This is a genomic window from Nocardiopsis sp. NPDC006832 (assembly GCF_040635885.1).
GTDB lineage: Bacteria > Actinomycetota > Actinomycetes > Streptosporangiales > Streptosporangiaceae > Nocardiopsis.
The window spans coordinates 37,144-58,052 of the sequence record NZ_JBEYLC010000035.1; the positions used below are offsets into that span (position 1 = coordinate 37,144).

22 protein-coding genes are annotated in these 20,909 nt (G+C 68.8%); 7 read left to right on the forward strand and 15 right to left on the reverse strand.

The window, feature by feature from the left end; translation table 11 throughout:
* Positions 1 to 135 precede the first annotated feature (135 nt).
* Together ABZ717_RS17440 and ABZ717_RS17445 are read left to right on the forward strand one after the other, a co-directional pair.
* On the forward strand, positions 136 to 699 hold the full coding sequence (locus ABZ717_RS17440) for a hypothetical protein (RefSeq protein ID WP_358511296.1): 564 nt from the start codon (positions 136 to 138) through the stop codon (positions 697 to 699).
* A 245-nt stretch (positions 700 to 944) separates the two neighbouring features.
* Positions 945 to 1,568 (forward strand): sigma-70 family RNA polymerase sigma factor, encoded by a 624-nt coding sequence (locus ABZ717_RS17445; RefSeq protein ID WP_358511299.1) that lies wholly within the window; start codon positions 945 to 947, stop codon positions 1,566 to 1,568.
* A gap of 277 nt (positions 1,569 to 1,845) precedes the next feature.
* On the opposite strand, the gene ABZ717_RS17450 is transcribed toward ABZ717_RS17445, so the two are convergent.
* On the reverse strand, positions 1,846 to 3,249 hold the full coding sequence (locus tag ABZ717_RS17450; RefSeq protein WP_358511302.1) for a PepSY-associated TM helix domain-containing protein: 1,404 nt from the start codon (positions 3,247 to 3,249) through the stop codon (positions 1,846 to 1,848).
* A gap of 467 nt (positions 3,250 to 3,716) precedes the next feature.
* Here ABZ717_RS17450 and ABZ717_RS17455 point away from each other — a divergent pair, with 467 nt between their 5' ends.
* The 4 genes from ABZ717_RS17455 (at position 3,717) to ABZ717_RS17470 (ending at position 6,374) form a co-directional block, all read left to right on the forward strand.
* A complete protein-coding gene (locus ABZ717_RS17455) occupies positions 3,717 to 4,325 on the forward strand; it encodes a copper resistance CopC family protein (RefSeq protein ID WP_358511305.1) in 609 nt (202 codons plus the stop codon).
* Positions 4,322 to 4,915, forward strand: a complete 594-nt coding sequence (locus tag ABZ717_RS17460) for a copper chaperone PCu(A)C (RefSeq protein ID WP_358511307.1) — start codon at positions 4,322 to 4,324, stop codon at positions 4,913 to 4,915. The genes ABZ717_RS17455 and ABZ717_RS17460 overlap by 4 nt, the downstream gene beginning before the upstream one ends.
* Positions 4,915 to 6,144, forward strand: a complete 1,230-nt coding sequence (locus ABZ717_RS17465; protein ID WP_358511310.1) for a Dyp-type peroxidase — start codon at positions 4,915 to 4,917, stop codon at positions 6,142 to 6,144. Before ABZ717_RS17460 ends, ABZ717_RS17465 begins: the two co-directional genes overlap by 1 nt.
* A gap of 95 nt (positions 6,145 to 6,239) precedes the next feature.
* On the forward strand, positions 6,240 to 6,374 hold the full coding sequence (locus ABZ717_RS17470) for a hypothetical protein (protein ID WP_358511313.1): 135 nt from the start codon (positions 6,240 to 6,242) through the stop codon (positions 6,372 to 6,374).
* A 449-nt stretch (positions 6,375 to 6,823) separates the two neighbouring features.
* On the opposite strand, the gene ABZ717_RS17475 is transcribed toward ABZ717_RS17470, so the two are convergent.
* The 12 genes from ABZ717_RS17475 to ABZ717_RS17530 form a co-directional block, all read right to left on the reverse strand.
* On the reverse strand, positions 6,824 to 7,843 hold the full coding sequence (locus ABZ717_RS17475; RefSeq protein WP_358511316.1) for a LuxR C-terminal-related transcriptional regulator: 1,020 nt from the start codon (positions 7,841 to 7,843) through the stop codon (positions 6,824 to 6,826).
* A gap of 453 nt (positions 7,844 to 8,296) precedes the next feature.
* Entirely contained in the window at positions 8,297 to 9,091 is a 795-nt protein-coding gene (locus ABZ717_RS17480; protein ID WP_358511319.1) for a sulfotransferase, read from the reverse strand.
* Positions 9,088 to 9,966, reverse strand: coding sequence for a sugar phosphate isomerase/epimerase family protein (locus ABZ717_RS17485; protein ID WP_358511322.1), 879 nt, complete (start codon positions 9,964 to 9,966; stop codon positions 9,088 to 9,090). Before ABZ717_RS17485 ends, ABZ717_RS17480 begins: the two co-directional genes overlap by 4 nt.
* Positions 9,963 to 10,727 (reverse strand): hypothetical protein, encoded by a 765-nt coding sequence (locus tag ABZ717_RS17490; protein WP_358511325.1) that lies wholly within the window; start codon positions 10,725 to 10,727, stop codon positions 9,963 to 9,965. Before ABZ717_RS17490 ends, ABZ717_RS17485 begins: the two co-directional genes overlap by 4 nt.
* Positions 10,724 to 11,719 (reverse strand): Gfo/Idh/MocA family oxidoreductase, encoded by a 996-nt coding sequence (locus tag ABZ717_RS17495; RefSeq protein WP_358511328.1) that lies wholly within the window; start codon positions 11,717 to 11,719, stop codon positions 10,724 to 10,726. The genes ABZ717_RS17490 and ABZ717_RS17495 overlap by 4 nt, the downstream gene beginning before the upstream one ends.
* Positions 11,685 to 12,593, reverse strand: a complete 909-nt coding sequence (locus tag ABZ717_RS17500; protein ID WP_358511331.1) for a glycosyltransferase family 2 protein — start codon at positions 12,591 to 12,593, stop codon at positions 11,685 to 11,687. The genes ABZ717_RS17495 and ABZ717_RS17500 overlap by 35 nt, the downstream gene beginning before the upstream one ends.
* Positions 12,581 to 13,315 (reverse strand): polysaccharide deacetylase family protein, encoded by a 735-nt coding sequence (locus tag ABZ717_RS17505; RefSeq protein WP_358511334.1) that lies wholly within the window; start codon positions 13,313 to 13,315, stop codon positions 12,581 to 12,583. Before ABZ717_RS17505 ends, ABZ717_RS17500 begins: the two co-directional genes overlap by 13 nt.
* Positions 13,312 to 14,826: an Ldh family oxidoreductase gene (locus ABZ717_RS17510; protein ID WP_358511336.1), complete on the reverse strand. Its 1,515-nt coding sequence runs from the start codon at positions 14,824 to 14,826 to the stop codon at positions 13,312 to 13,314. The genes ABZ717_RS17505 and ABZ717_RS17510 overlap by 4 nt, the downstream gene beginning before the upstream one ends.
* A 33-nt stretch (positions 14,827 to 14,859) precedes the next feature.
* Complete coding sequence (locus ABZ717_RS17515) at positions 14,860 to 15,273, reverse strand: glyoxalase (protein WP_358511338.1); 414 nt, start codon at positions 15,271 to 15,273, stop codon at positions 14,860 to 14,862.
* A 7-nt stretch (positions 15,274 to 15,280) separates the two neighbouring features.
* Entirely contained in the window at positions 15,281 to 16,477 is a 1,197-nt protein-coding gene (locus tag ABZ717_RS17520) for an MFS transporter (RefSeq protein ID WP_358511382.1), read from the reverse strand.
* Positions 16,478 to 16,525: 48 nt separating this feature from the next.
* Positions 16,526 to 17,110 (reverse strand): peptide deformylase, encoded by a 585-nt coding sequence (locus ABZ717_RS17525; RefSeq protein ID WP_358511341.1) that lies wholly within the window; start codon positions 17,108 to 17,110, stop codon positions 16,526 to 16,528.
* A 37-nt stretch (positions 17,111 to 17,147) separates the two neighbouring features.
* Positions 17,148 to 18,482: a hypothetical protein gene (locus tag ABZ717_RS17530; protein WP_358511344.1), complete on the reverse strand. Its 1,335-nt coding sequence runs from the start codon at positions 18,480 to 18,482 to the stop codon at positions 17,148 to 17,150.
* 587 nt (positions 18,483 to 19,069) lie between these two features.
* Here ABZ717_RS17530 and ABZ717_RS17535 point away from each other — a divergent pair.
* On the forward strand, positions 19,070 to 19,321 hold the full coding sequence (locus tag ABZ717_RS17535) for a PLD nuclease N-terminal domain-containing protein (protein ID WP_358511347.1): 252 nt from the start codon (positions 19,070 to 19,072) through the stop codon (positions 19,319 to 19,321).
* Positions 19,322 to 19,363: 42 nt separating this feature from the next.
* On the opposite strand, the gene ABZ717_RS17540 is transcribed toward ABZ717_RS17535, so the two are convergent.
* Both ABZ717_RS17540 and ABZ717_RS17545 read right to left on the reverse strand, forming a co-directional pair.
* On the reverse strand, positions 19,364 to 19,537 hold the full coding sequence (locus tag ABZ717_RS17540; RefSeq protein ID WP_358511350.1) for a hypothetical protein: 174 nt from the start codon (positions 19,535 to 19,537) through the stop codon (positions 19,364 to 19,366).
* Positions 19,534 to 20,892: a cytochrome P450 gene (locus ABZ717_RS17545; protein ID WP_358511353.1), complete on the reverse strand. Its 1,359-nt coding sequence runs from the start codon at positions 20,890 to 20,892 to the stop codon at positions 19,534 to 19,536. Before ABZ717_RS17545 ends, ABZ717_RS17540 begins: the two co-directional genes overlap by 4 nt.
* Positions 20,893 to 20,909: the final 17 nt, after the last annotated feature.

Below are 20,909 nucleotides of genomic sequence, written 5' to 3' on the forward strand. Positions count from 1 at the left end.
CTTCGTTCCCGGGACGGTCCTCGGCGGGCCGAACTCGCCTCGGTTTCTCCCGCGACGCTGAATGAGGGCGGCTGAGAAGTTCGAGCCAGAACCACTCTTGGCCCGATCGTCACCGAGTGGCACGATACGTGTGCGATGACCGACCGACAACCGTGCCGCCTGTTACGCGCCGGGATGTTCACCCTGGTGTGCGCCACTGTGTCCGCACACTCCCATCGCTCGAGTTCGGGGGACGAGGTCCCCCTCGGTGGTCTGCTCCTGGGCATGGTGCTCGTGTTCGGGATCGCCTGGGCCGCCTCGAACCGGCCGCAGAGCCGAGGCACGCTCATCGCATGGATGTTGTGGAGCCAACTGGCCCTCCACCTCACCTACGGCTACACCTCCTCCGGCGGTGGACACCACCAGATCTCTACCGAGGCCGCCGCATCCGCACCGACCTGGACGATGCCGGCCGCTCACGTCCTGGTGGCCGTGCTCAGCGCCTGGTGGTTGGGGGCCGGGGAAACGCGGCTCTTCGCCTTCCTGCGTTTCATGGCGATGGCGACCGTCGGCCTCCTCCTCGTCGTCATCGGAGTTCTTCCCCGTCGCCGGGCACCGGCATCACCCCTACCGAAAGACGAGCGGGGCACCGGCTCGCGCGGTACCTGTCTGCGGTACGTGCGCGTTCTGCGCGGGCCGCCCAGCACCGTGACCATCTGAGTACCGCCCCGGACGGCGCCGGCTTGTCGAGGGCCATCTCTCCTGCCTGTTTCCCTTCGTGACGGACCGGGTCGGAAGGCGCCGTCGATACGGCTTCTTCCACCATGCGCGCATCCGAGTGCGTTCCCCCTTCCCCGCTGATCGCCCATGCGAGCGCGCAGCGCCCTGTCCGGACCGACCGGATGAGCCGGTCCCGTCGCGGATCGGCCTTGTCGTGCGACGAGGGCAAGACAGAAGGAACCCGTATGCCTTCCCCCCGACCCACCCCCATCTCCCCTGCCTCGAATCAGGTCGGCTCTCCCTCTCCAGTGGACGAACGCGATTCGAAGGACCACGAGCTGACCGTGCTGGCCCTACGGGCCCGAGCAGGAGTACCCGGAGCGTTGGACACGCTGTTCACCCGAACCCGTGCGGACGTGGCGCGGTTCATCGCCGTGCGCGTCGACGCCACTTGGGTCGAGGACCTGACCCAGGAGACCTTCACCCGTGCCCTGACCGGGCTGTCCCGTTACACCGGTCGCGCACCGATCCTGGTGTGGTTGTTCTCCGTCGCCCGACACACCGTGGCCGACCGATACCGCGCCGAGCGCCGTCGGCCGGTCTGCGAACCCTTGGAACACGCCCTACGGAGCAGGGACATGGCCGCCGTGGGCCGATTCGACGAGCACCTGGCTCTCCTATCGCTGGTCTGTCACCTGACCGAGGAACGGCGTACCGCCTTCACCCTCACCCAGATCTGCGGCCTGCCCTACGCCGAGGCCGCGGCCCTGACCGGAGCACCGATAGGAACCGTCCGTTCGCGGGTCGCCCGCGGCAGGCGGGACCTGGCCGACATGCTCCACGAGGCCGCATCGGAGCACCGAACGTGATCGTCGGCCGTGCCCGAGCGAAAACCCCCGACGTCCACCCCGCTGCGCGCCGTTCTGGGTCTGCGCCGGAACATCAGCGGGATGATCGCCGTGGACGGTCCCGGTGCGCACTCCGCGGCCCGGGACGCCGCCCGTGACCTCGGATCCGGCCGCCGTCGCCGACGCCGACTTCGTGCTCTTCAGTCGGCTCCGTCCCGGGCGCGCACCTTGGCGCATGGGGCACAACGACGCGGGGTGGAACCGGGTTTCGGTTCCACCCCCGCCTTCGCGGAGAGACCTACACTTTCGATTCGACCGAGGCCGGCGCATCCCCGGTCGGGGTTCCTGTGGAGCCTCGCCGACGGTGGTAGGCGCCGACGGCAAGATCCACCAGGAGGAACACGACGAGCGAGAGCCCCAGCAGGGGCAGAGCCCAGCCGACCCCGACAACAACGGCGATCACGACACCCTTCAGCCACCAGGGCAACACACGAAAGCTCCCCCGGGGATAGGGGCGGCCCAGACTCCACGCGCTCGACCGGGTCGGTCGCCGCTGCCACCACATCCGATATCCCAGGCCCACCACGGTGATCAGAGCGAGCGCCAAAGCCGTGAGCACGATCTGGTTCGGCACCCCGAAGAGGACCCCCATGTGGGCGTCGATCCCCCACCGGCTCAGCTTGGCCATCAGGGAGTAGTCCTCGAAGCGCACCGTGTCGGTGACCTCTCCGGTGTCCGGAGCGATGGCCACCGCCTCCACGCTGGAGGGCCAGCTCCGATCGATCTGGGTCACCGTGTACAGGGAGGTGCTGTCCTGTGGCACGGCCACCTCCACCAGACCGTCCAAGCCGTGATCACGTGCCGTGTCGAGCGCGCGGTCGATCCCCAGATCGACCCCGGGCGTTTGTGGGATCGCCTCGATGGAGACCGAAGGTGTGGTCCAGGCCAGCCGTTCCCTGAGTTCGGTGATGTTGGTTCCGGCGTGCTGAGACCAGGTGAGCCCGGTCGCCGAGAGAAAGAACAAGCCGATCAGCGCCCACAGACCGATGGTCCCGTGAACCGACAGGGAGCGGGCACGGCCCCTCGACGAGGTGACCTGGGGTACGAGCGCCCGGCGAAGCCCACGTCGGCGCCGGTTTCGGGCTATCCACATCACGGCTCCACCAGCGGCCACGGCCCAGAGCCAACTGGCCGCGAGTTCGCTGTACAGACGACCGACGTCCCCCAGGTGCAGGGTTCGATGCAACAGGTCGATCCAGGTCCGTGCGGGCAGTGCGCCACTGGTTCCGTAGGACTCCATCACCCCCAGGACGTCACCGTCGTAGGGGTCGACGAAGACCGCCATCCGGTGGCTCTCCCCAAGCTCTGGCAGGTCGAACAGCACCCGGGTCGAATCGGTCGCGGTCGTGGCCGGACGCACCGCGTTCAGCTCACCCGTGGGCAACTCCTCCTGGGCGATCAACACCTGTTCCTGGAGCGTGATCGGTTCGCCCTGCTGTTCCACGTGCAATTGGTCGGTGTACAGGGCCTGTTCCAACTGCGGAGTCCATACGTACAACAGCCCGGAGACCGCGGCGACCAGGATGAAGGGCGCGACGAAGACACCGGCGTAGAAGTGCAGGCGCAGGATCAGGGGTCGCAGGAGTGCCCATGTGTTGGGCCGCGCCTGCGCGGTGTCGGGTGGTGGGGTGGTGTCTGCCATGGTCGTGGGTTCCTCGGTTGGGCATCTGGGAAACGGCCTTCGGTCCGTCGAAAAGCACTCGCCGATGTCCGTTACCTCACCAGTCGCCCTCGAAGGCCCCGAAGTTCCCGCCGACCACAGCGCACCGCCACGAGTGAGTACCAAAGAGAGCCGAGGATGCCAAGAGGGGGACCCACTCCACTCTCCGAGACGACTGTCATTGCGTGAGGCGGCCGTCTCCGACCATCTCTCGATCGATGGTTCGGAACCGGGGCGATGGGCCAAGGGGAGCCCTCCGGTCCGTCGGCGCCGATCCACCGTGAACGCCACAGAGCCGTCTCCTCCGGCCAGGGAACCGGTCTGCGGGTTTGACCCACGCGGTGAACGGATGCCCGGGGCGATGTCGAAAAGCCACCGGGAACCACCTTCGCCTCTTGGACGACTTCTCTTGATGAAGACCGTCCCGTCGCAATCGTCCAGGAGGTTTCATGCGGGGCATCCCACGCCTACTCGGTGCTATCGCCGCCCTCGTGCTGCTCACACCGGCACCGGCGTTCGCCCACGACACCCTGCTCTCCTCCAGCCCTGAGGACGAGCAGCGTCTGGGCTCCTCACCGCGAGAGATCGTCCTGAACTTCAGCGGGGAGGTGATGGACGTCTCCACCACGGTGGTCGTCCTGGACTCTGAGGCCGAGACCGTGGACACGACCGAGCCGCTGGTCGACGGCACGGACGTCAGTGTCGAACCGCTCGGCGAGTTGACGGACGGCGGATACGCGGTGCGCTGGCGCGTCGTCTCCGGCGACGGCCACCCCATCAGCGGAACCTTCACCTTCCACGTGGGAGAGGGCGGGCCCCCGCCACCGTCTCTGGACGCGGCTCCGGCAGAGGAGCCCGACGAGGACGAAGAGGTCGCCTCCGGTGAGGCGGGGGAGCGCGCAATCGCCAACGGTCTTCTGCGCAGTGCGTTACTCGCACTGATCGGAGCCCTGGTCGGACTCGTTTTGTACGCGGGCGCCCTGCGCGTGCGACGCACGAACGGTCAAGAGCGTCGACCTGCGACGCAGCACACCCCAGAAGAAACGGAAACACGATGACCGCCCTGACCACCCGATTCCTTCTGTTCCCGGCCGCCGTCGGCGCCGCGCTGTTCCTCGGAGCGTGCTCCTCCGCCTCACCCTCGGAGGAAGAGGAGTCAGCCCTCCAAGCCGAAGCGATCACCGTCTCCGACCCCTGGGTCAAGGCCGCCGCGGCCGACGAGGGGATGACCGCCGCCTTCGGCGTACTGACCAACGAAGGCGACCAGGACGCGACCATCGCCGCCGCCCACGCCGAAGAGGTCTCCGACATGGTGGAGCTCCACGAGGTCGTCAGCGGGGACGACGGCAACATGGTCATGCAGGAGAAGGACGGCGGGTTCTCCGTGGCCGCCGGGGCCGAGCACGAGTTGTCTCCCGGAGCCGACCACATCATGATCATGGGTCTGACCGAAGACCTGGAACCCGGTGTGGAGGTCACCATCACCCTGGAGTTCGAGGACGGCTCCACTCAGGAGTTCACCGCTCCGGTGAAGGATTTCGAGGGAGCCAACGAGAACTACGACGATGACCATGAGGGCCACGGAGACTCCGAAGACCACGGCGACCACGGCGACCATGGGGACACCGGGCAGGACGAGGAACACTGATGCCGGAGTCCACCGAAGACACCTCCCGTCCCTCACGCCGAAGTGTCCTGCTGGGCGGTGCCGCGGCCGCCGGCGCGGGCGCGGTGGCCCTCAGCGGCGGTGACGCCCTGGTCCGTTCCCTGCGCCCCTCCGAGGAGGCCGCGCCCGATGTGGAACCGGTGCACGGTGACCGCACCCACCCCTTCCACGGCACGCACCAGGCGGGGATCACGACCCCACCCCAGGCGCATGCCCGGTTCATCGGCTTCGACCTGGATCGGGACGTCGACGCCGACGGCGTGCGCCGACTGCTGTCCCTGCTCACCGATGACGCCACCCGGCTCACCCAGGGCCGATCCGCCCTGGCCGACACCGAACCCGAACTCGCGCTCTCCCCTGCCGGGTTGACCATCACCCTGGGCTTCGGACCAGGGCTGGTCGAACGGGTCGACCCGCGGTCACTCCCCCCATGGTTGGGGCCATTGCCGGACTTCGAGACCGACCGGTTGCAGGACCGCTGGTCTCATGGGGACCTCCTGCTCCAGGTGTGCTGCGATGACCCGCTCACCCTCTCCCATGCCGCCCGGATGCTGATCAAGGACACCCGGGCCTTCGCCACGGTGCGCTGGTCCCAGGACGGCTTCCGCCGTTCCCACGGAACCGAACCCGAAGGTACGACCATGCGCAACCTCATGGGGCAGGTCGACGGCACCGTGAACCCCGAGCCACCCGACGACGACTTCGACCCACTGGTCTGGTGCGGGGAGGACGCCCCGGGTTGGCTCCGCGGCGGTACCGCCCTGGTCCTGCGCCGTATCTCCATGGACCTGGACGAGTGGGACCGTCTCGATCGTCCAGGCCGCGAGGACTCCGTGGGTCGCCGCCTCGACAACGGGGCGCCTCTCACCGGTGAGAACGAGCACGACGAACCGGATCTGGACGCCGTGACCCCGCTGGGGTTCCCGGTGATCGCCGAGTATGCCCACATCCGCCGAGCCCGCTCCGAAGACCCCGGCGAGAGGATCTTCCGCCGGGCCTACAACTACGAGTCCGGCACCGAGGGCGACGCCGGGCTGTTGTTCGCCTGCTACCAGCAGGACCCGGAAAGGCAGTTCGTCCCGATCCAGCGCCGCTTGGACGAACTCGACCTGCTCAATGAATGGATCACCCACATCGGCTCAGCGGTCTTCGCCATACCCCCGGGCTGCGGGGAAGGAGAATTCATCGGACAACCCCTCTTCGAGGCCTGACCGGCACAAGACCCGCAGGGAGCACGCCCGCGTGGGAATTACGAGCAATCGTCCGGGAACCTCGCCCTCTACCATCGGACGCCTCCCCGGTTCGCGTGCTCCGTTCGTGCTCCGGAGTTCGGGACCGGGACGTCAACAGACGGCTCCGCACCCGGGTCGCCGGACTCGGCATCAACGGCGAGATCCTGCGCAAGGCAGCCGCCTATTTCGCGCAGGAGACGAAACCGTGAGCCGCTTCGGTTTCGTCTTTGGCGTCCGGCGGCTGTGCCGGATTCCGGGTCTGGCCCGCTCCCCCTACTACGCCTGGATAAGGGCGCGCCCCAACGCGCGCAGCGGGCCGAGGCGGGCACTCTCGAAAAAGGAGGCACGGTCGGATGCTCGGTGACGATATGACCATGGCCGCCTACCAAAGGTGACGAAACCCATGGTCGAAACGGACGAGCCCGGGCGCCTCTGTGGCGAAGGGGAGATTTTCGTCGAGCTACGACGTGGGAATCCTATTCGCCGAAAAACCCGACGAACAGGCGATGGTGAACACCTCACGGCATGTCGACCCGGAACCGCGAGCGCCCCTGCGACGGACGGCTCCTGGCCGACCTGGATCCCGGCCGGGATGTGGAACGGACCGCCGACATCGTTCGCCTGCTCGGTAAGGAGACGGCTCTGCCGCGCCCGGGGGTCAGATCAGCGCCGACGACACGATCCCGGTCCCTTCCAGCCACCCCAGTTGCCGTGCCCGGCTACCCATCTGGAAGCGGCTGCGAACGCCCAGGTCCTCGTACAACTCGGAGATATGGCGGCCGAGTGTTCGGACGGAGACACTGAGCCGCTGCGCGATCTCCCTGTCGGAGAGGCCGGCCTCCAACATCCGCAGGATGTCCGCCCGGATGCGTTGTTTGGTGTCCTCATAACGGCTCTCCTGCACCGTGGAATAGGGGGCCCCTGTGTCCCAAAGAGCCTCCCAGAAGCAGTGCAGGACCCCGATGAGCTCGCGTTGGCGGAGCACCAACGCGCCGCCGCCCTCTTCGGGAGCGCCGGTCGACACAAGCGCGGTCTCTCCGTCGAAGACGATGACCTGGTTGGGAATGCCCGTGTTGGTTCTGACCTCCATGCCCAACCCCGTCATCTCGTCCAGGTACTTGTGCATGTACCGGTGGCCCAGACAGGCGTGGGAGTAGAGCGAGCGGACCGAGACACCGCGCCGCAGGGCTTGCTCCGTGCGCAGGCTCCCCTCGACCGCGATCCTCTCGGACGGGACGGCGGGGTGCATGACCGTGATCTCCTTCTCCACCTCCTCGGTCAGCCGGGTCACCTCGGAGCGGACCGCGTGGAGGTCACCGATGATCTCCATCCCGGTCGTCCCGGACACAGGCACGTCCGACAGCCGGGCCGCGTGGGAGAGTTTGGAGCGTATCTCGGAGAGTCGGAGACGGCAGTGTTGAACCTCGGCCTCAATCGGCCCCACCACGTGCGCCATGGCGACCGCGGGGCTGTGCGGACGGAGAGTGGCGCCGTCGAGGTAGAGGAAGTTCCGGTCCCGGAGCGCCTCGACAACGGATACCGCGGTGTCGAGATCGAAATCGAATTCCCGGGCTAATGATCGGGCGTCCACTTGCCCGTTTTGGATCGCCCATTGGTAGACGGAGAGATAGGACTCCTCCAGGAAGAAATCGGCAGCCTCGATGACTCTTTCACTCATGGCGGACCATAATAGGTCTGGAGGATGGCCCGGTCAAGACAGAAATCGGGCACCCGGTTTCAATCGAAATCGACACCCAAAGAACCTTCTCGAACCCCTACCCGAAAAAGAGGGGGAGGTGGAACCCCTATAGGGGTCCCACCTCTTACTCATGACCGATCATTAGATGATACCGGCCTCGGCGAGCTCCATCTCCATTGTCACACCTCCTTCTCGACATCTGTTCACGGGAAGGTAATACCATTCGGTGTTTCCCTCTCTTGGCGAGTCAAATATGACAAGCCCCGGATCCAGGGTCAATGCATCCTCCATGGCTATTCTCGGACGTCATACTCAGGACATCCGGCGCGGTTCCCCCGGGCGGTCCGGGCCTGATGGGGGCAGCACGAAGGCGTCGGCGTGCCCCCTGGTTCCGGGCACAGCACGACGGTCGGTATCAGGGGGCCTGCCCGATCACGCGTCCGAACCGACCATCGCCCTCGCCTGAAGCCGATCCCAGAGATCACCGACCGGAGGGGGAAGCTTCCCGGTCGCAGAGCGCGGCGACCGGTTCAGGAGGTCCGTGTAGGGGTCCAGGTCCAAGCCCAGGAAGGCGCCGAGTCCCGTGAGTCCGCCGTCACAGACCCGCGCGTAGTCGGCCACGTACAACCTGGAGGTGTCCTGAAAGAGCGGGTCCTCCATCAGCGGCTCGTGCCAGGCCGCCCACTTGTCCAGGGCGTCCTCGCGGGTCCGGGGCCGCCAGGGGCGATCTCCACGCCAGGCCAGTACCGAGTCCGCGACCTCGGAGGGGTCGCGGACAAGGAGGACGATGAGTGGGTCGTCGAACATGCGCCGGGGCACGGAAAGGTCGAGGAGGTACTCGTTGTACTTGTCCCCGACCCGCTGTACCGACCCGTAACTCTCCCGAACGATCCACCGGCAGAGTTCGTCGGGATCCTTCCACGAACCCGACGCGACCTCGGACGATGCCCTGGCCAGGACCTTACCTACCTGCTCGGTCCATGCCCGGGCCCCGTCACCGTAGGGGGGTTTCCGGTGGAGGGCGCACAGGATCTCCTCCGCGCGCAGGTGTCGGCCTGCCAGATCCCGAGCCCGGCACCAGCGGTCCAGCAGGTAGGGAAGGCGTCCGTTGATCGTGAAGCTTCCGCCGCTCCGAGCGAAGGCCCGTTCGAGGACGGAGGCCAGCCCCGTTGTGCCGGAACGCTGGGCGCCGACGAGGAGTACCGGGCGCTCTTCCCGCACCGTCACCGCCCCGCACCGTCCGTTGCCGTTGCCGTTGCCGTTGCACGGTGGTACCACTCCGAGAGGAGTTCCATGCACACCGCACTGGCCTCGGCACCACCGGTGGAAAAGCCCTCGCCCCAGGGCTCGTCACGTTCTCCGGCGGTCAAGATACGGTCTGTCCGCCAGTGGGTCTCCAGGCTGACATAGCCCTCGAAGTCGTCCTCGGCCAACCGACCCAGGATCTCGGTCCAGGCGAGGTCGCCCTCCCCCAACCTCACGTAGGAGTCCTGGCCGGCGGGGTCCTTGACGTGGACGTGCCGGATCAGGTCGCGCACCGCTTCGTACTCCCGGGGGAAGGGGGAGGGTTCCCACCCGCTGAACACACTGTTGCCCGGGTCCCACAACACCCCGATGTCGGGGCGGTCCAGTACCTCTAGGAACTCCAGCAGGTGCCGGACGGAGGGGGTGTTGGTCCTGGTGCCGGTCTCCACCACCAGGGGTACCCGTGGAGGAACCCCGTCCAGGAGCCTCCGAGCCGCGTGGCCGGCCACGACGGGGTCCGGGTCGCCGTCCCGATAGAAGGCGAAGATCCGCATGGTGGGCGCCCCGATCAGCTCCGCGCGCCGCAGACACTCGTGCAACAGCCGGGAAGCCTCCTCGAACTCCCGGTCGGTGACGGGCAGGGCGTGCTTGAAGACGGGGGAGGCGAAACCGGCGACCTCACGGCCTTGCCCACGCAGCACCCGCGCCACCTCGCGCAGTTGTCCGTCGCTCATCAGGTGGGGTGCGCAGCCCCACGCCGAACGTATCTCCACCCCCGGGAACCCGTGCCGGACGGCGAGGTCCGCCACCACCGCCGGGTCCTGAGAGATCTCGTCGCCGATGACGGCCAGTCTCATACCGTGTCCCCTTCCCGGTTCCCCCGCGCCGGCTCCTCCGTGCTCTGGGCGATACGCGCGCCGACCGTCGACCGCAGGAACCCCTTCAGTGTTCGCACGTCGTCCTCCAGTGCCCCGGCCCGGGACTCCACCGTCACCCAGGGGGCGGTGCAACCCGCGGCGTACAGCTCGTACAAGGGTTCTAGATCGTGTTCGTCCAAGGGACGGTGCCGGTGGGTCGTCCCGTCGAACCCCTTGACCTGGATCGCCCGGGTGAAGGAGGCGAGACGGCGATCCGGGGCGCGCCTGCCCCCGGGCGATCGGAACAATCCCAGCGTGTCCACGACCAGCCCGAGCCCCAGTTCCTCGCACAGGCCCAGGAGGCGGGGAATCGGTGGTCCCCCGGCATGGGTCTCGACCCACACCTCCGGAGCCGTGGCACGGAGCCGTACGAGGTCGGCCTCGACCTCCGGGCCGTCCGGGTCCTCCACACAGAAGACCTTGACCGGCAGGTTCCGGTCGCCGATCTCCCGGGGAACGTCCTTGGGGGTGCCGTCGCCCAGGTGGGCGCCCAGGCCGACGAAAGCCGTGTGGAGCCCGCTCTCGGCAACGGTGTCCAGCCCAAGGGCGATCCCGTCGCCCTCCCACAGGTGCCCCTTCCCCACTCGGACGTCGACGCAGGTCGAATGTGACTTCCTGGCGCGGGCGACGAGTTCCGGGGCGCGGGCCCGTGGCAAGGAACCGGTACTGACCCCGATGTGGACGGAGCACGCGGGGCTCATGGTGTTCCCCCGGTCTCGATGACGTCGCGAAGCATCTCCAACAGGGCGGTGGTGTCCCTGGCCCGCCGCATCGACGACAGACCCATCGGGCGCCCGTTCAGTATCGCGCCGACGAACTCGCGGTAGACCAGGGAACGCAGCTCGTGCACGGGACGCCGTTCGGACCGCACATCACTCCCCCCGATTCTTCCCCGGACCGACCCGTCGCGCACCTCCAGCCAGTCCTGTCGCCCCAGGAGGGTGAGCCGCTCCATCCGGTGGTCGGCGTCGCTGGTGATGAGTACGCGCAGGCGGTGACCGTTCTCGAACTCCACTCCCGCGGACAGGGTGGTCTCCACTCCCGGCGCCGCGTACCGCGTCTCCTCCACCCTCACCGAACGGGGCGCCCCCAAAAGGAGGCAGGCCAGATCGAGGTAGTGGATGCCGAGGTGAGTGACCACCCCGCCCCAGGAGGTGGCGGGGTCCGCCCGCCAACCGTTCCGGTAGTGCTCGGGAGGGCGGGGTCGGGAAACGATCAGTTCCGCCCGGGCCGGTCCGAAGTCGTTCTCGAACACGGCCTCGGGCAAGGCGTGCCGGTGCTGGAGCATCACCGCGACGGTGAGCGAGGAGGCCTCGGCGTGCCCGATCAGGGTGTCGAACTCCTCAAGGGTCCGTGCCACGGGTTTCTCCATCACCAGGTGCCGGCCCGCGTCCAAGACCTGGTGGGCGAGGGAGCCGCGTTCGCCCGGGGGCACGCACAACGCCACGGCGTTGACGCGGGGGTCGTCGAGGAGCTCGCGCAACGGCCGTAGTTCGGGCCCGTCCTCCGGGGTGCCGCTCGGGGCGGCGGACGCCCTCGTGTCCGTTCCGGCCAGGAGGGTGGCGCCGCCGGATCCATCGAGGACTTCGGCGTGCTGGCGTCCGCTCGAACCGAGCAGCCCTATCACCCCGACCTTCAGGGTCGTCGGAGCGATGGGGTCAGGAGTGTTGGAGGGGGTTGGTCGCAAGGCCATGGGCGTCTCCTGTCCTGTGCTGCGTGTGGTGATCCGTTCCGTTCGTGACGGGATTCGTATCGGGGGCGGACCGAGCGAAGGCGGCACCGAGTGCGTGCACGGTGCCCAGGGCCGTGTTGGCCATTCGCACCATGGGGTCGGCCCCCACACGGCTGGACCTGATGCGTCCCAGGATCCGACGGCGGCCCCCGGTCCGTCCCGCCGTCCGGCCCGCGCCCCAGGCTGCGGTGATCGCGGGGCCCCACCCCTTGCCGTTCCGGTGGGCGATGACGAGGGAAGGCTCGAAACGGACCTCGTGCGCCCGTTCGCGGAGCTTGTCCACCAGGACGTTGTCACTTCCACTCCCGGTCGAACCGAACCCCCCGGCCCCGGTGAAATCATCGGTCATCACGGCACTGTTGCCTCCGGCGAAGAAGTCGACCGGGTCGCCCGGGCGCAGGTTCGCGTACCGCAGGTCGTACCTCGCCTGGCGGGCACGGGAGAGCAGTCCGAGGTCGAAGGGGAGCACCCGGCCGGTGATGGCGACGGCGCCGTCGCGCATGCTCTCGGCGATGACCGTCAACCAGTCACCGCGCGGTACGGCGTCGTCGTCGAGGAAGGCCAGCACCTCCCCCCGGGCCTGCGCTGCGGCGATGTCCCTGCTCCGGGAGGCGCCCACAGCGATCTCGTTGCGGAGCACGCGCACGGGCGCCCCGACGGTGACGGGCGGAGCGTCAGGGTAGGGGGAGGACGAGCCGTCGTCCACGACGATGGCCTCGACGAGCCGGCCCACGCCCGGGTCCAGTTCGTGGGCGGACTCCGCCAGGCCGGAAAGACAGCGGGCCAGGTCCTCCTCACGGTCCTTGCTCGGGACGATCACTGTTATCCGTACCATTGGCGTTTCCAATCCTCGGCGAGGGAGACCCACATCTCCGGCAGGTCGGTGGGTAGGTAGGTCCGCCGGATCTCGTGCGGGGCACGGTCCCAGGGGCGCGCCGGGGACTTGACGGTTCCGAAGCCGAGGACGGAGTCGGGCAGCACGGAGCTGTGGGCGACCTCCCCGTAGGGATAGGCGAAGGAGCGGGGGTGTCGGCCGAGCACCGCCGTGATCCGATCGAAGGAACCGGCCACCTCCCGCTCGGCCTGGGCACGGGTGAGCTCGGTCAGGTGGGGATGCGTGCGCGTGTGCGCGCCCACCGTGTGGCCCAGGCCGGCCATACGGGCCGTCTCCGCCCAGTCGAGGTAGGTCCGGCGCGGGGCCAGTCGGGCACGTACCCCATCGGTGAGCGAGGAGGCCTCGTCGATCCTGTCGGTGACGCAGAACAGCGCGGCGCCGACCCCGAACTCCGCGAGCAGGGGAGCCGCCCGGGACAGGTTGTCCCGGTACCCGTCATCGAACGTGAACAGCACGGTCGGGGCGTCGGGCGGTGCGATCCTCGGTCCCACCAGGGCCGGGTCCAGTGCCGGACCGAAGTGGGTCAGCACCGTGTCGAGGGCGCGTCGGAACGCGTCCTCGGTCAGCGCCGTGTAGTGGTCGACCCGGGGGTGCACATGGTGGAAGTACAGGACCAGCGGCCATCCCGGAGCACCCCCGACCCGCGGGGATCGCGTACTCACGCCCCGGCCACCGCCGTTTCGGGGGGCGTGTGCCAACCCAGTTCCCCCAGCACCTGGTCGGGGACCAGGATCCCCTCCTCTCGGACGGCGGCCTCGTGGGCCCGCTCCATCTGGTCGGGGAACCAGTGGCCGTCCGGCACCGCCCCGTCGTGGCCCCGCAGGACGGCTTCCTCAAGCGAGGCCACGGCCGCACCGGTGTCCGCCCCGAAGGTGTCGGCGGACAAACCCAGGAAGAGCTGGGAGCATCCCATCACGCGACCCGGTTCCTTGCGTTGTTTGGCGACGTGCGGGCTGACCGTGTTCCCGGCCAGGGCGCCGGCGAGGATCTCCACTATGAGGGTGGTGCACAGGCCCTTGTGACCGCCGAAGACCGGAATGGACCCGCCCTGGTCCAGCAGGGAGGGGTCGGTGGCCGGTTTCCCGTCCGGTCCGGTCAGCCAGTCCGGTGGGACCTCCGCGCCCCGGTTTCCGGCGTCGCGGATCTTCCCGGCCGCCACCACGCCGGTGGCGTAGTCGATGCAGAACGGTTCGTCGTACGCTCCCTCGGAGACCGGGGTGACCAGGCAGACGGCGTTGCTGCCGAGAGTCGGCCGAGCGGCGCCGGGCGGCGCCACGGACGGGCCGGAGATGTTGAGGATCAGCCCGACCACCCCGTGCCGTTGGAAGGGCCCGCGGTAAGCGGCGAGCATGCCCACGTGGTTGTTGGAGTGGACGTTGGCCACGGCCACCCCGTGGGCGGCGGCGGTGCGAGCGCACCACTCTGCGGCCTCGAAGGCCGCAGGCTGTCCGAAACCTCCGCCGGCGTCGAAGGAGGCTCGTGTGGGACCGTGGTCGGTCCGCTCCGGGCCGACTCCGGGACGGATGCCCCCCTCGCGCATCCTGCGCAGGTAGGTGGGCAGCAGGGCGACCCCGTGGGAGCGGTGGCCGCGTACCTCGGCGTCGACCAGCACCCGTGCGACCTCGTCCGCGATGCCCGGTGCGACCAGGTGGCCGGTCAGGGTCGCGTACACGGCCTCGTGTAGGCGTTCGGGGCTGAAACGTCCGGGACCGACGTCGGAGTTCGGGGCGTCAACGGCGGTTCGCGCGCCGAAGGCGCCGGGATCCTCGGCCGTGCTCCCGCCGGGAACGAACCGACCTCCCCGCAACTCCCACCTGGGAGCCCCTGCCGGCACACCCGGGGCCTCCGTCCCCTCGGTGACCACCACCACGGTGTCACCAGGGCGCCCGGCCTGCATGCCCGGCCGCGCCTCGGCGTCGATCACGATCGTGCTGGGCGGCGCCCCCTCGGGGAGTCGCACCGGGCCGATGACCGGACGCACCACGTCCACCTCCCCGTAGCTGGGCGCGCGCCGCGTCAGCAGCAGGTCGACCACCGCCCGGCGCGCGTCGGCGCCGAAGGTCCTGATGACAGAGGTCACGCCCTCGTCCACCTGTAGGTCGGCGCCGCGGAGTACAACGCCGCGAGCCCCGTCCACGCCCGAGGTGTGCACCACGTCCCGCAGTCGGATCATCGTCGCCTCCTCTGTTCCGGTAGCGGTGGCGCCTCAACCGCGGGACATGAACTCAAGACGGTTCCCCACGTTGTCGAAGACGTAGAAACGCCGGTATCCGGGGAATTTGTCGTCCCAGGCCACGGCGTGCCCCCTCTCCCCTAGTCGCCGGCCGAGGGCGTCGAGCTCGCGGACCAGGATTCCCGGGTGAGCCTTGCGGGCGGGCCGGAAGTCCTGCTCCACTCCCAAGTGGATCTCCAGGGAATCCGCGCGTACCCACAACCCGCCGCGGGCGGCCAGGACCGGGGGTTTCTCCACCTCCGTGAACCCGAGGTCGCCCAGGTAGAAGGTCCGGCAGTCGTTCTCGCTGCCCGGCGGGATGGCCAACTGCACGTGGTGCAGACCGAAGCCGATACCGGTACGGGGCTCGGCCGTCTCGTACGGCTCGGGAGAAGGGAAGGATCCCATGTCTTCGTCATCCTTTCGCTTGGTTCGGATCGGGGTTCTGGAAGGTCTTCCTCCTGGCCGTGCGCAGCGCCAGGATCCGATAGGCGAACGCCGCCGCCAGGGTGATCGCCGCCAGCACGACCCACGCCCAGAACCCGAGCGGGATGATCAGGAAGGTGTAGGCGAGGGGGCCGAGCAACTGCTGGCCCGTGGTTCCCAGGGAGAAGGCGGCCAGGTAGGAGGACCTGGCGTCCTCCGGGGCGAGGTCATAGGAGACCACCCAGGCCGACGTGGTCTGGCCGATCTCGCCGATACTCAGCAGCACGACTCCGGCGCACAACAGGGCGACGGTCCACCAAGAGGAGGTCCAGGCCGCACCTCCGAACAACAGGTAGGAGCAGGACAGCGCCGCTGCCGCCCACACCACCGCCGACGCGGCCCGGGGCACTCCCTCGATCCCGCGGCCGAGCCGGACCTGGAGGCCTACGACCAGTACCGTGTTCAGCCCGAGGAAGAGCGCCGTGATCTCGGGCTCGACCCCCTGGGAGAGCGCCCACAGGGGCAGGGCCACGACCAGGCCCGTCATGTGGAAGGCGAGCAGACCGTTGAGGGCGGTGAGCGTCAGGTACCCAGGGTCCCGGAACGCCGGAGGGGCCTTGCGTCGCCGGCCGCCGGTGGCGGAGACGTCATGCGACCTTCTGATCCACCACAACCCGGCACAGTTGACCAGGTAGCTCAAAGCACAGGTGCCGATCAGCAGAACGGCCCCGTCCTCCCCGAGGAATGCCAGCGCCAGGGCGGTCATCCCGCTCCCGACGGCCATGCCCGCGTTGCGGGCGGCCCGCACACGGGCCATCACCAACACACGTTCCTCACGGCCGAGGACAGCCGCCACCACCACCTGGTTGATCGGCGGGATGGCACGTCCACCCACCGCGGTCATCGTGGCCACCACCGCCAGCCCCAAGATGCCGTCGACACCCGTGAGGATCACGAACGCGCACGCCTGCCAGGCGTTCAGCGCGATGAGGGCGGTAAGGGGACCGACCCGGTCGGCCAGGCTCGACACCGGGACGACGCAGACCAGGCTCACCCCGACGGACACGGACATGACCACGCCGACCTGCGCCATGGGCAGGCCCAGACCCACGGTGTAGTGGATCATCGAAACGGCCATGAACATACCCATGCCACACGAATTGACCAGAGCGGACACCAGGAACACCGTCCCGGGGGACAGTCTCGGCGATCTGCGGGTGGTGGTAGGGACCAATCAGAACACCAGCCCACGGGCCGCGGCCTCCGCGTCACCGCGGTAGAAGCGGTCAACGGAGCCAAAGGTGCACAGGCTGCGGCTGGGGGCCCTGTCCACGATGAGCACACCGTCGAGGTGGTCGACCTCGTGCTGGACGACCCGGGCCGCGCGGCCGCGCAGGAACCAGTCCACCCGTGAACCGTCCGGTGTGGTCGCCCGGTAACGGACGTACCGGCTGCGCTCGACGACCCCGGATATACGCGGCACGCTGAGGCAACCCTCGAAATCCGCCGCGTACTCGGGCACACCGTGTTCCTGCGCGGCCACGGCCTCCCACGAGGGGTCGAGGTGGATCACGGCGTCCCGGTGCCCCACCCGGTCGGCGATCTGGCACATGTGGGCGGCGTTGAGGACGACCATCCGGATCGATGCGCCGATCTGCGGAGCGGCCACCCCCAGTGCGTCGCGGTCGAGGAGGACGGCGGTGAGACGGTCCGCCAGGTCTTCCAGTTCGTCCCGCACCACGTGTGCGGTGGACTCACAGACCGTTCTGAGCACGGGCGCGCCCAGCGACACCAGGGAAGCCGAGGACGCGGTCTCCACGGGCGCAACCCCGCCGACGGGCGGTACGAACCGGGGTTCAGGCTCCGGAGAGGGCACCGTCATGATCCTCACCCACCCTCCGTGCGAGCCAGGCCTGTGTGGCGAAGAGTTCGAACCGGGGAGACTTGCCCGCGGCCGTCATCATCTCGGCCAGCGGGACCACTCGCACCCCCACCCGCCGCTGACCGGCGACGCGGGCGATCCGTTCGGACATCTCCTCCTTCTGTTGGAGGGGGAGCTCCGTCTCCAGGGTGCAGAGGACGTCCAGTTCTCCGGCCCGGGTCTGCACGACCCGCCACCGGGAGAGCGACAGCGAATCCAGGTACAGCTCGACCTGTTTGACGTTGACGAAACGGCCGTCGTCGGTGGCGATGAACGATCGCTGTCTGCCGACCAGTCCCGAGATCCGGGACAGGACCCGGCCGCAGGGGCACCGCTCCGATACGAGGGTGCCTCGGTCCTCAGGGCGGTAGCGCGCCATGACCGAGGCCCGGTTGACCAGATTCGTGATGAGCAGTGCTCCGTCGTGGTCCGTCTCCACCACGACCTTTTCGTCGTTGACGTGGTAGGTGCCCGCGGCCTCCGGGCACTCCCAGGCGATCATCCCGAACTCCTGGAGCCCGTACAGGTCCAGCGGACGTTCCTGGAAGATCTCGGCGCAGACCCGGCGCGCCCCCTCGTCGAGGGAGTCGCCGTGCGACAACACCCTCGAAGGAGCGGGGAAAGCCGACAGGTGCTCGCGTAGTTTGCCCGCGAACAGCAACAGTTCCATGGGCTGGGCCCACAGGACCGGGGCCGCGTAGTCGCGCAGCAACCGCGAGACGTACTCCGCGTTCTCCCGGTCGATGAGGCCGGCGTTCAGGCGGATCATGCTCCCTCCCCCGGCCTTGCTGGGAAAGTCCACGAGGGGGTGTGCGGGGTTACCGGAGATCCGCAGAATGCGGTCGGAGACACCGATGCCATAGGCGTCGAACGTCCGCAGCCTGCTCGCGGCGGCGTGTACCAGGTGCTCCTCGGAGTGCTCGAACACCGCGGGCCTGCCGGTCGTTCCAGAGGTGCGCACGCGAATGACGTCGAGAGGATCGACCTCACCGGTGCGATAGTCCTCCATCCGCCGGACGAAGTCCGACTTGCGGGTCACCGTCGCGGTGCTCGGCCACTCGTCGTCGACCTCACGGTAGGCGGCCGTCGAACGGGCCCGCTCGCGCAGCTCGGCCAGTCGCTCGGAGCGGTACTCCTGGAGGACACCCGCGTCGAACTCGGTGTGCCGGTAGACGGAGTCATAGAGGTCCCAGGCCTGCCCCTCGGCTGCGGTGACCCGCATGTCCTGCGAATCCCACCAACGTTTACGCGGCGATCGCGGTGCGCTCATGTGCGGCTCCAGGGGCTCATTGTCTCGCTCCTCCAAGGGCGCGTCCGGCGACCGCCCCAGAAGGCACCCGTGCTTTCGACCTGTGGCTTCCCGCCCTCCGACACGACGGACCGGCAGGGGCGAGTGGGTCCGCGCCGGTACGTGCGCCGTTCTCCAGGGAGGGGGAACAACGGTTCCGCCTGCCAAGGGCTGCCATCAGGAGCTCAACAGCGTGCCTGGGCAAGTCTCGTGAACGCCGATCCCGTGTTCAATGGTTCACCGATGTCCACTCTTTGACGACATGGTTCGGTCAACCACCAGGGAAAGCGGGGTAAGGGCCCGTCTCCCGGCGGGTGATCGGCCCGCGATCACCGGCCCTGAACGAGGCCCTCCCGGGTTCTTCGGGCCAGGCCTTGGGGCACACCCCCGACGAAAGTCGGTACCGCGCATCGACCATGGCGACACGGCGAGCCGCGATCGCGCCGTCGAAGGCATGGGAGGGAACGTCCCGGCGGTGGATGTGGGGGCGGGTGTCGCGCTTCTAGCGTGGACAACGTCCCCGGCGGTCACGGAATCGGCCGCCGTCCCGAAGCAGAGAGGCAATGATCATGACCCTGGAGAACCTTCTGGCCGACGTCTCCACCGAGAGCCTCTTCGGCCTCGGATTCGCGGGAGTGTTCCTGGCCGTCGCTCTGGCGGTGGTCGTGCTGGTCGTCGCCGCGGTGTTCAGCATCCTCTTCTCGCGGATCGGTTTCGGGATGAAGGTCGTCTGGTTGATCTTCGTCGTCATCGCACCCGTCATCGGGGCGCTGCTGTGGTTCTTCATCGGCCGCAACCACACACCGGTCCGCCACTGGTGAGGGGCCCGGTGGGCGCTCCCTCCGGGCCCGGGTCCGGCGTCGTCACAGGGCGTCGAGAAGGTCCTGACAGGCCCGTGAGCACGCACGGTACGCCTTGGCGCACACCACGCACACTTGGGCGCAGAGTCCACACGCCTCGACGGCGGCTCGTACCTTCCCTCCCACGCCCTCCGGGTCGTCGGGATGGGCGTACAGCATCTGTCCGACCACGCTCATGCGTCGACACCTCCTCGTGCCGTGCCTTGGTAGGAGAAACGCAGGGTGAAGTGGTCGAGGGAGGCGGGCAGCTCACGCGGACGCAGTGGCGGTGCCTCGTCCACGCGGTGCAGCGGGCCGCCCCGGAGCAACGTTCGCAAGAAGAAGGAGACCGTCAACGGAACCAGGTCGCGTCCCGGGCACCCCGCCGGACCATGGCTGAAGGGCAGGATGCCTGGTTCCTGTTCGGCGCGTCCGTCCGCCCAGATGGCCGGTTCGAAGGAGTCGGCGTAGGGCAGGCGGGTGGAATCCCGGTGGAAGTAGGAGCTCATCACCAGGAACGCCGTTCCCGATTCGATGGTCCGCTCGCGCCAGGTGGTCTCCCGCAGGCTCTCCCGGATGACCACCAGTGTGGTCGGCCACAACCGGACGGATTCGCGCAGGGTCGCCTGCAGCAGTGGCAGATCCACCCCGTCCTCGGTGAGTCCCTCCGCGCGCGCGGATTCCGCCGCGGCCCCCTGGGACGTCAGCAGGGCCAGGGCGCGGTAGGTCGCGATGGCCGCCGCGTCGAAGGCGAAGAGCCAGTGGGCGACCTGGTCCTCCGGGCGTTCCTCGGACCCGGGTCGGCCCAGACCCGCGGCCAGAGCGCCGGGCTCGGAGCGGTCGATGTTCTCGCGTACCCGATCCAGGAACGCACTCCTGGCGTTTCGGTCCACCGGTGACAGGTACGACCAGTTGGCGCGTGCCCGTAGACGCCGTAGAAGCTCGGTGGTTCGGCGGTCCCCCGCCGCGAACGTCCCGAAGACCACCCGACGAGCGAGCGCGTCGAAGGTCTCGGAGAACCTGCCCCAGTCCAGGACGCCGCCCAGCGATCCGGCGTTGCGCAGCGCCGCGACCAGGGCCCGCGCCTCCTCGTCCGCGTGCGCGGCTATGGTGCGGGCCTCGGGGTGGATCGGCCGGCCCAGGGCCAGGGCGTGCTCGTTGGCCTCGCGTCGGTGGGGCCGGTCCCCCTGCGCTGAGACCAGGACTCCGTGCGGTTGGAAGTGGGAGAGCGCGCCACGTTTCTCCGCGCCCCCGGGAGAGAACGGGTCCGGGGTGTCGCGTAGGAGCACGCGCACGTCCTCGGCCGCCAGGACCAAGGCGATGTTCCGACCCATGTACCGCAGGGGCAGCGGATCGTCACCGTGCCGTGCGCGGAGTGCGCGCAGGGTCGAGACGAGCCTGCGGTCGCTGTCGGTGGCCGTGGCGAGGGCCTCTCCGGCGGGGCGGCGCACGATGGCGCCACGCGCGACGGTGGGCAGCAGGACCGACGACAGGATCCCCAGTCTCTCCCCGGGGGTCGTGCCGTTCGCCTTGTGGTGTGGCTCGCTGTACATGTGGGTTTCGGCTCCCC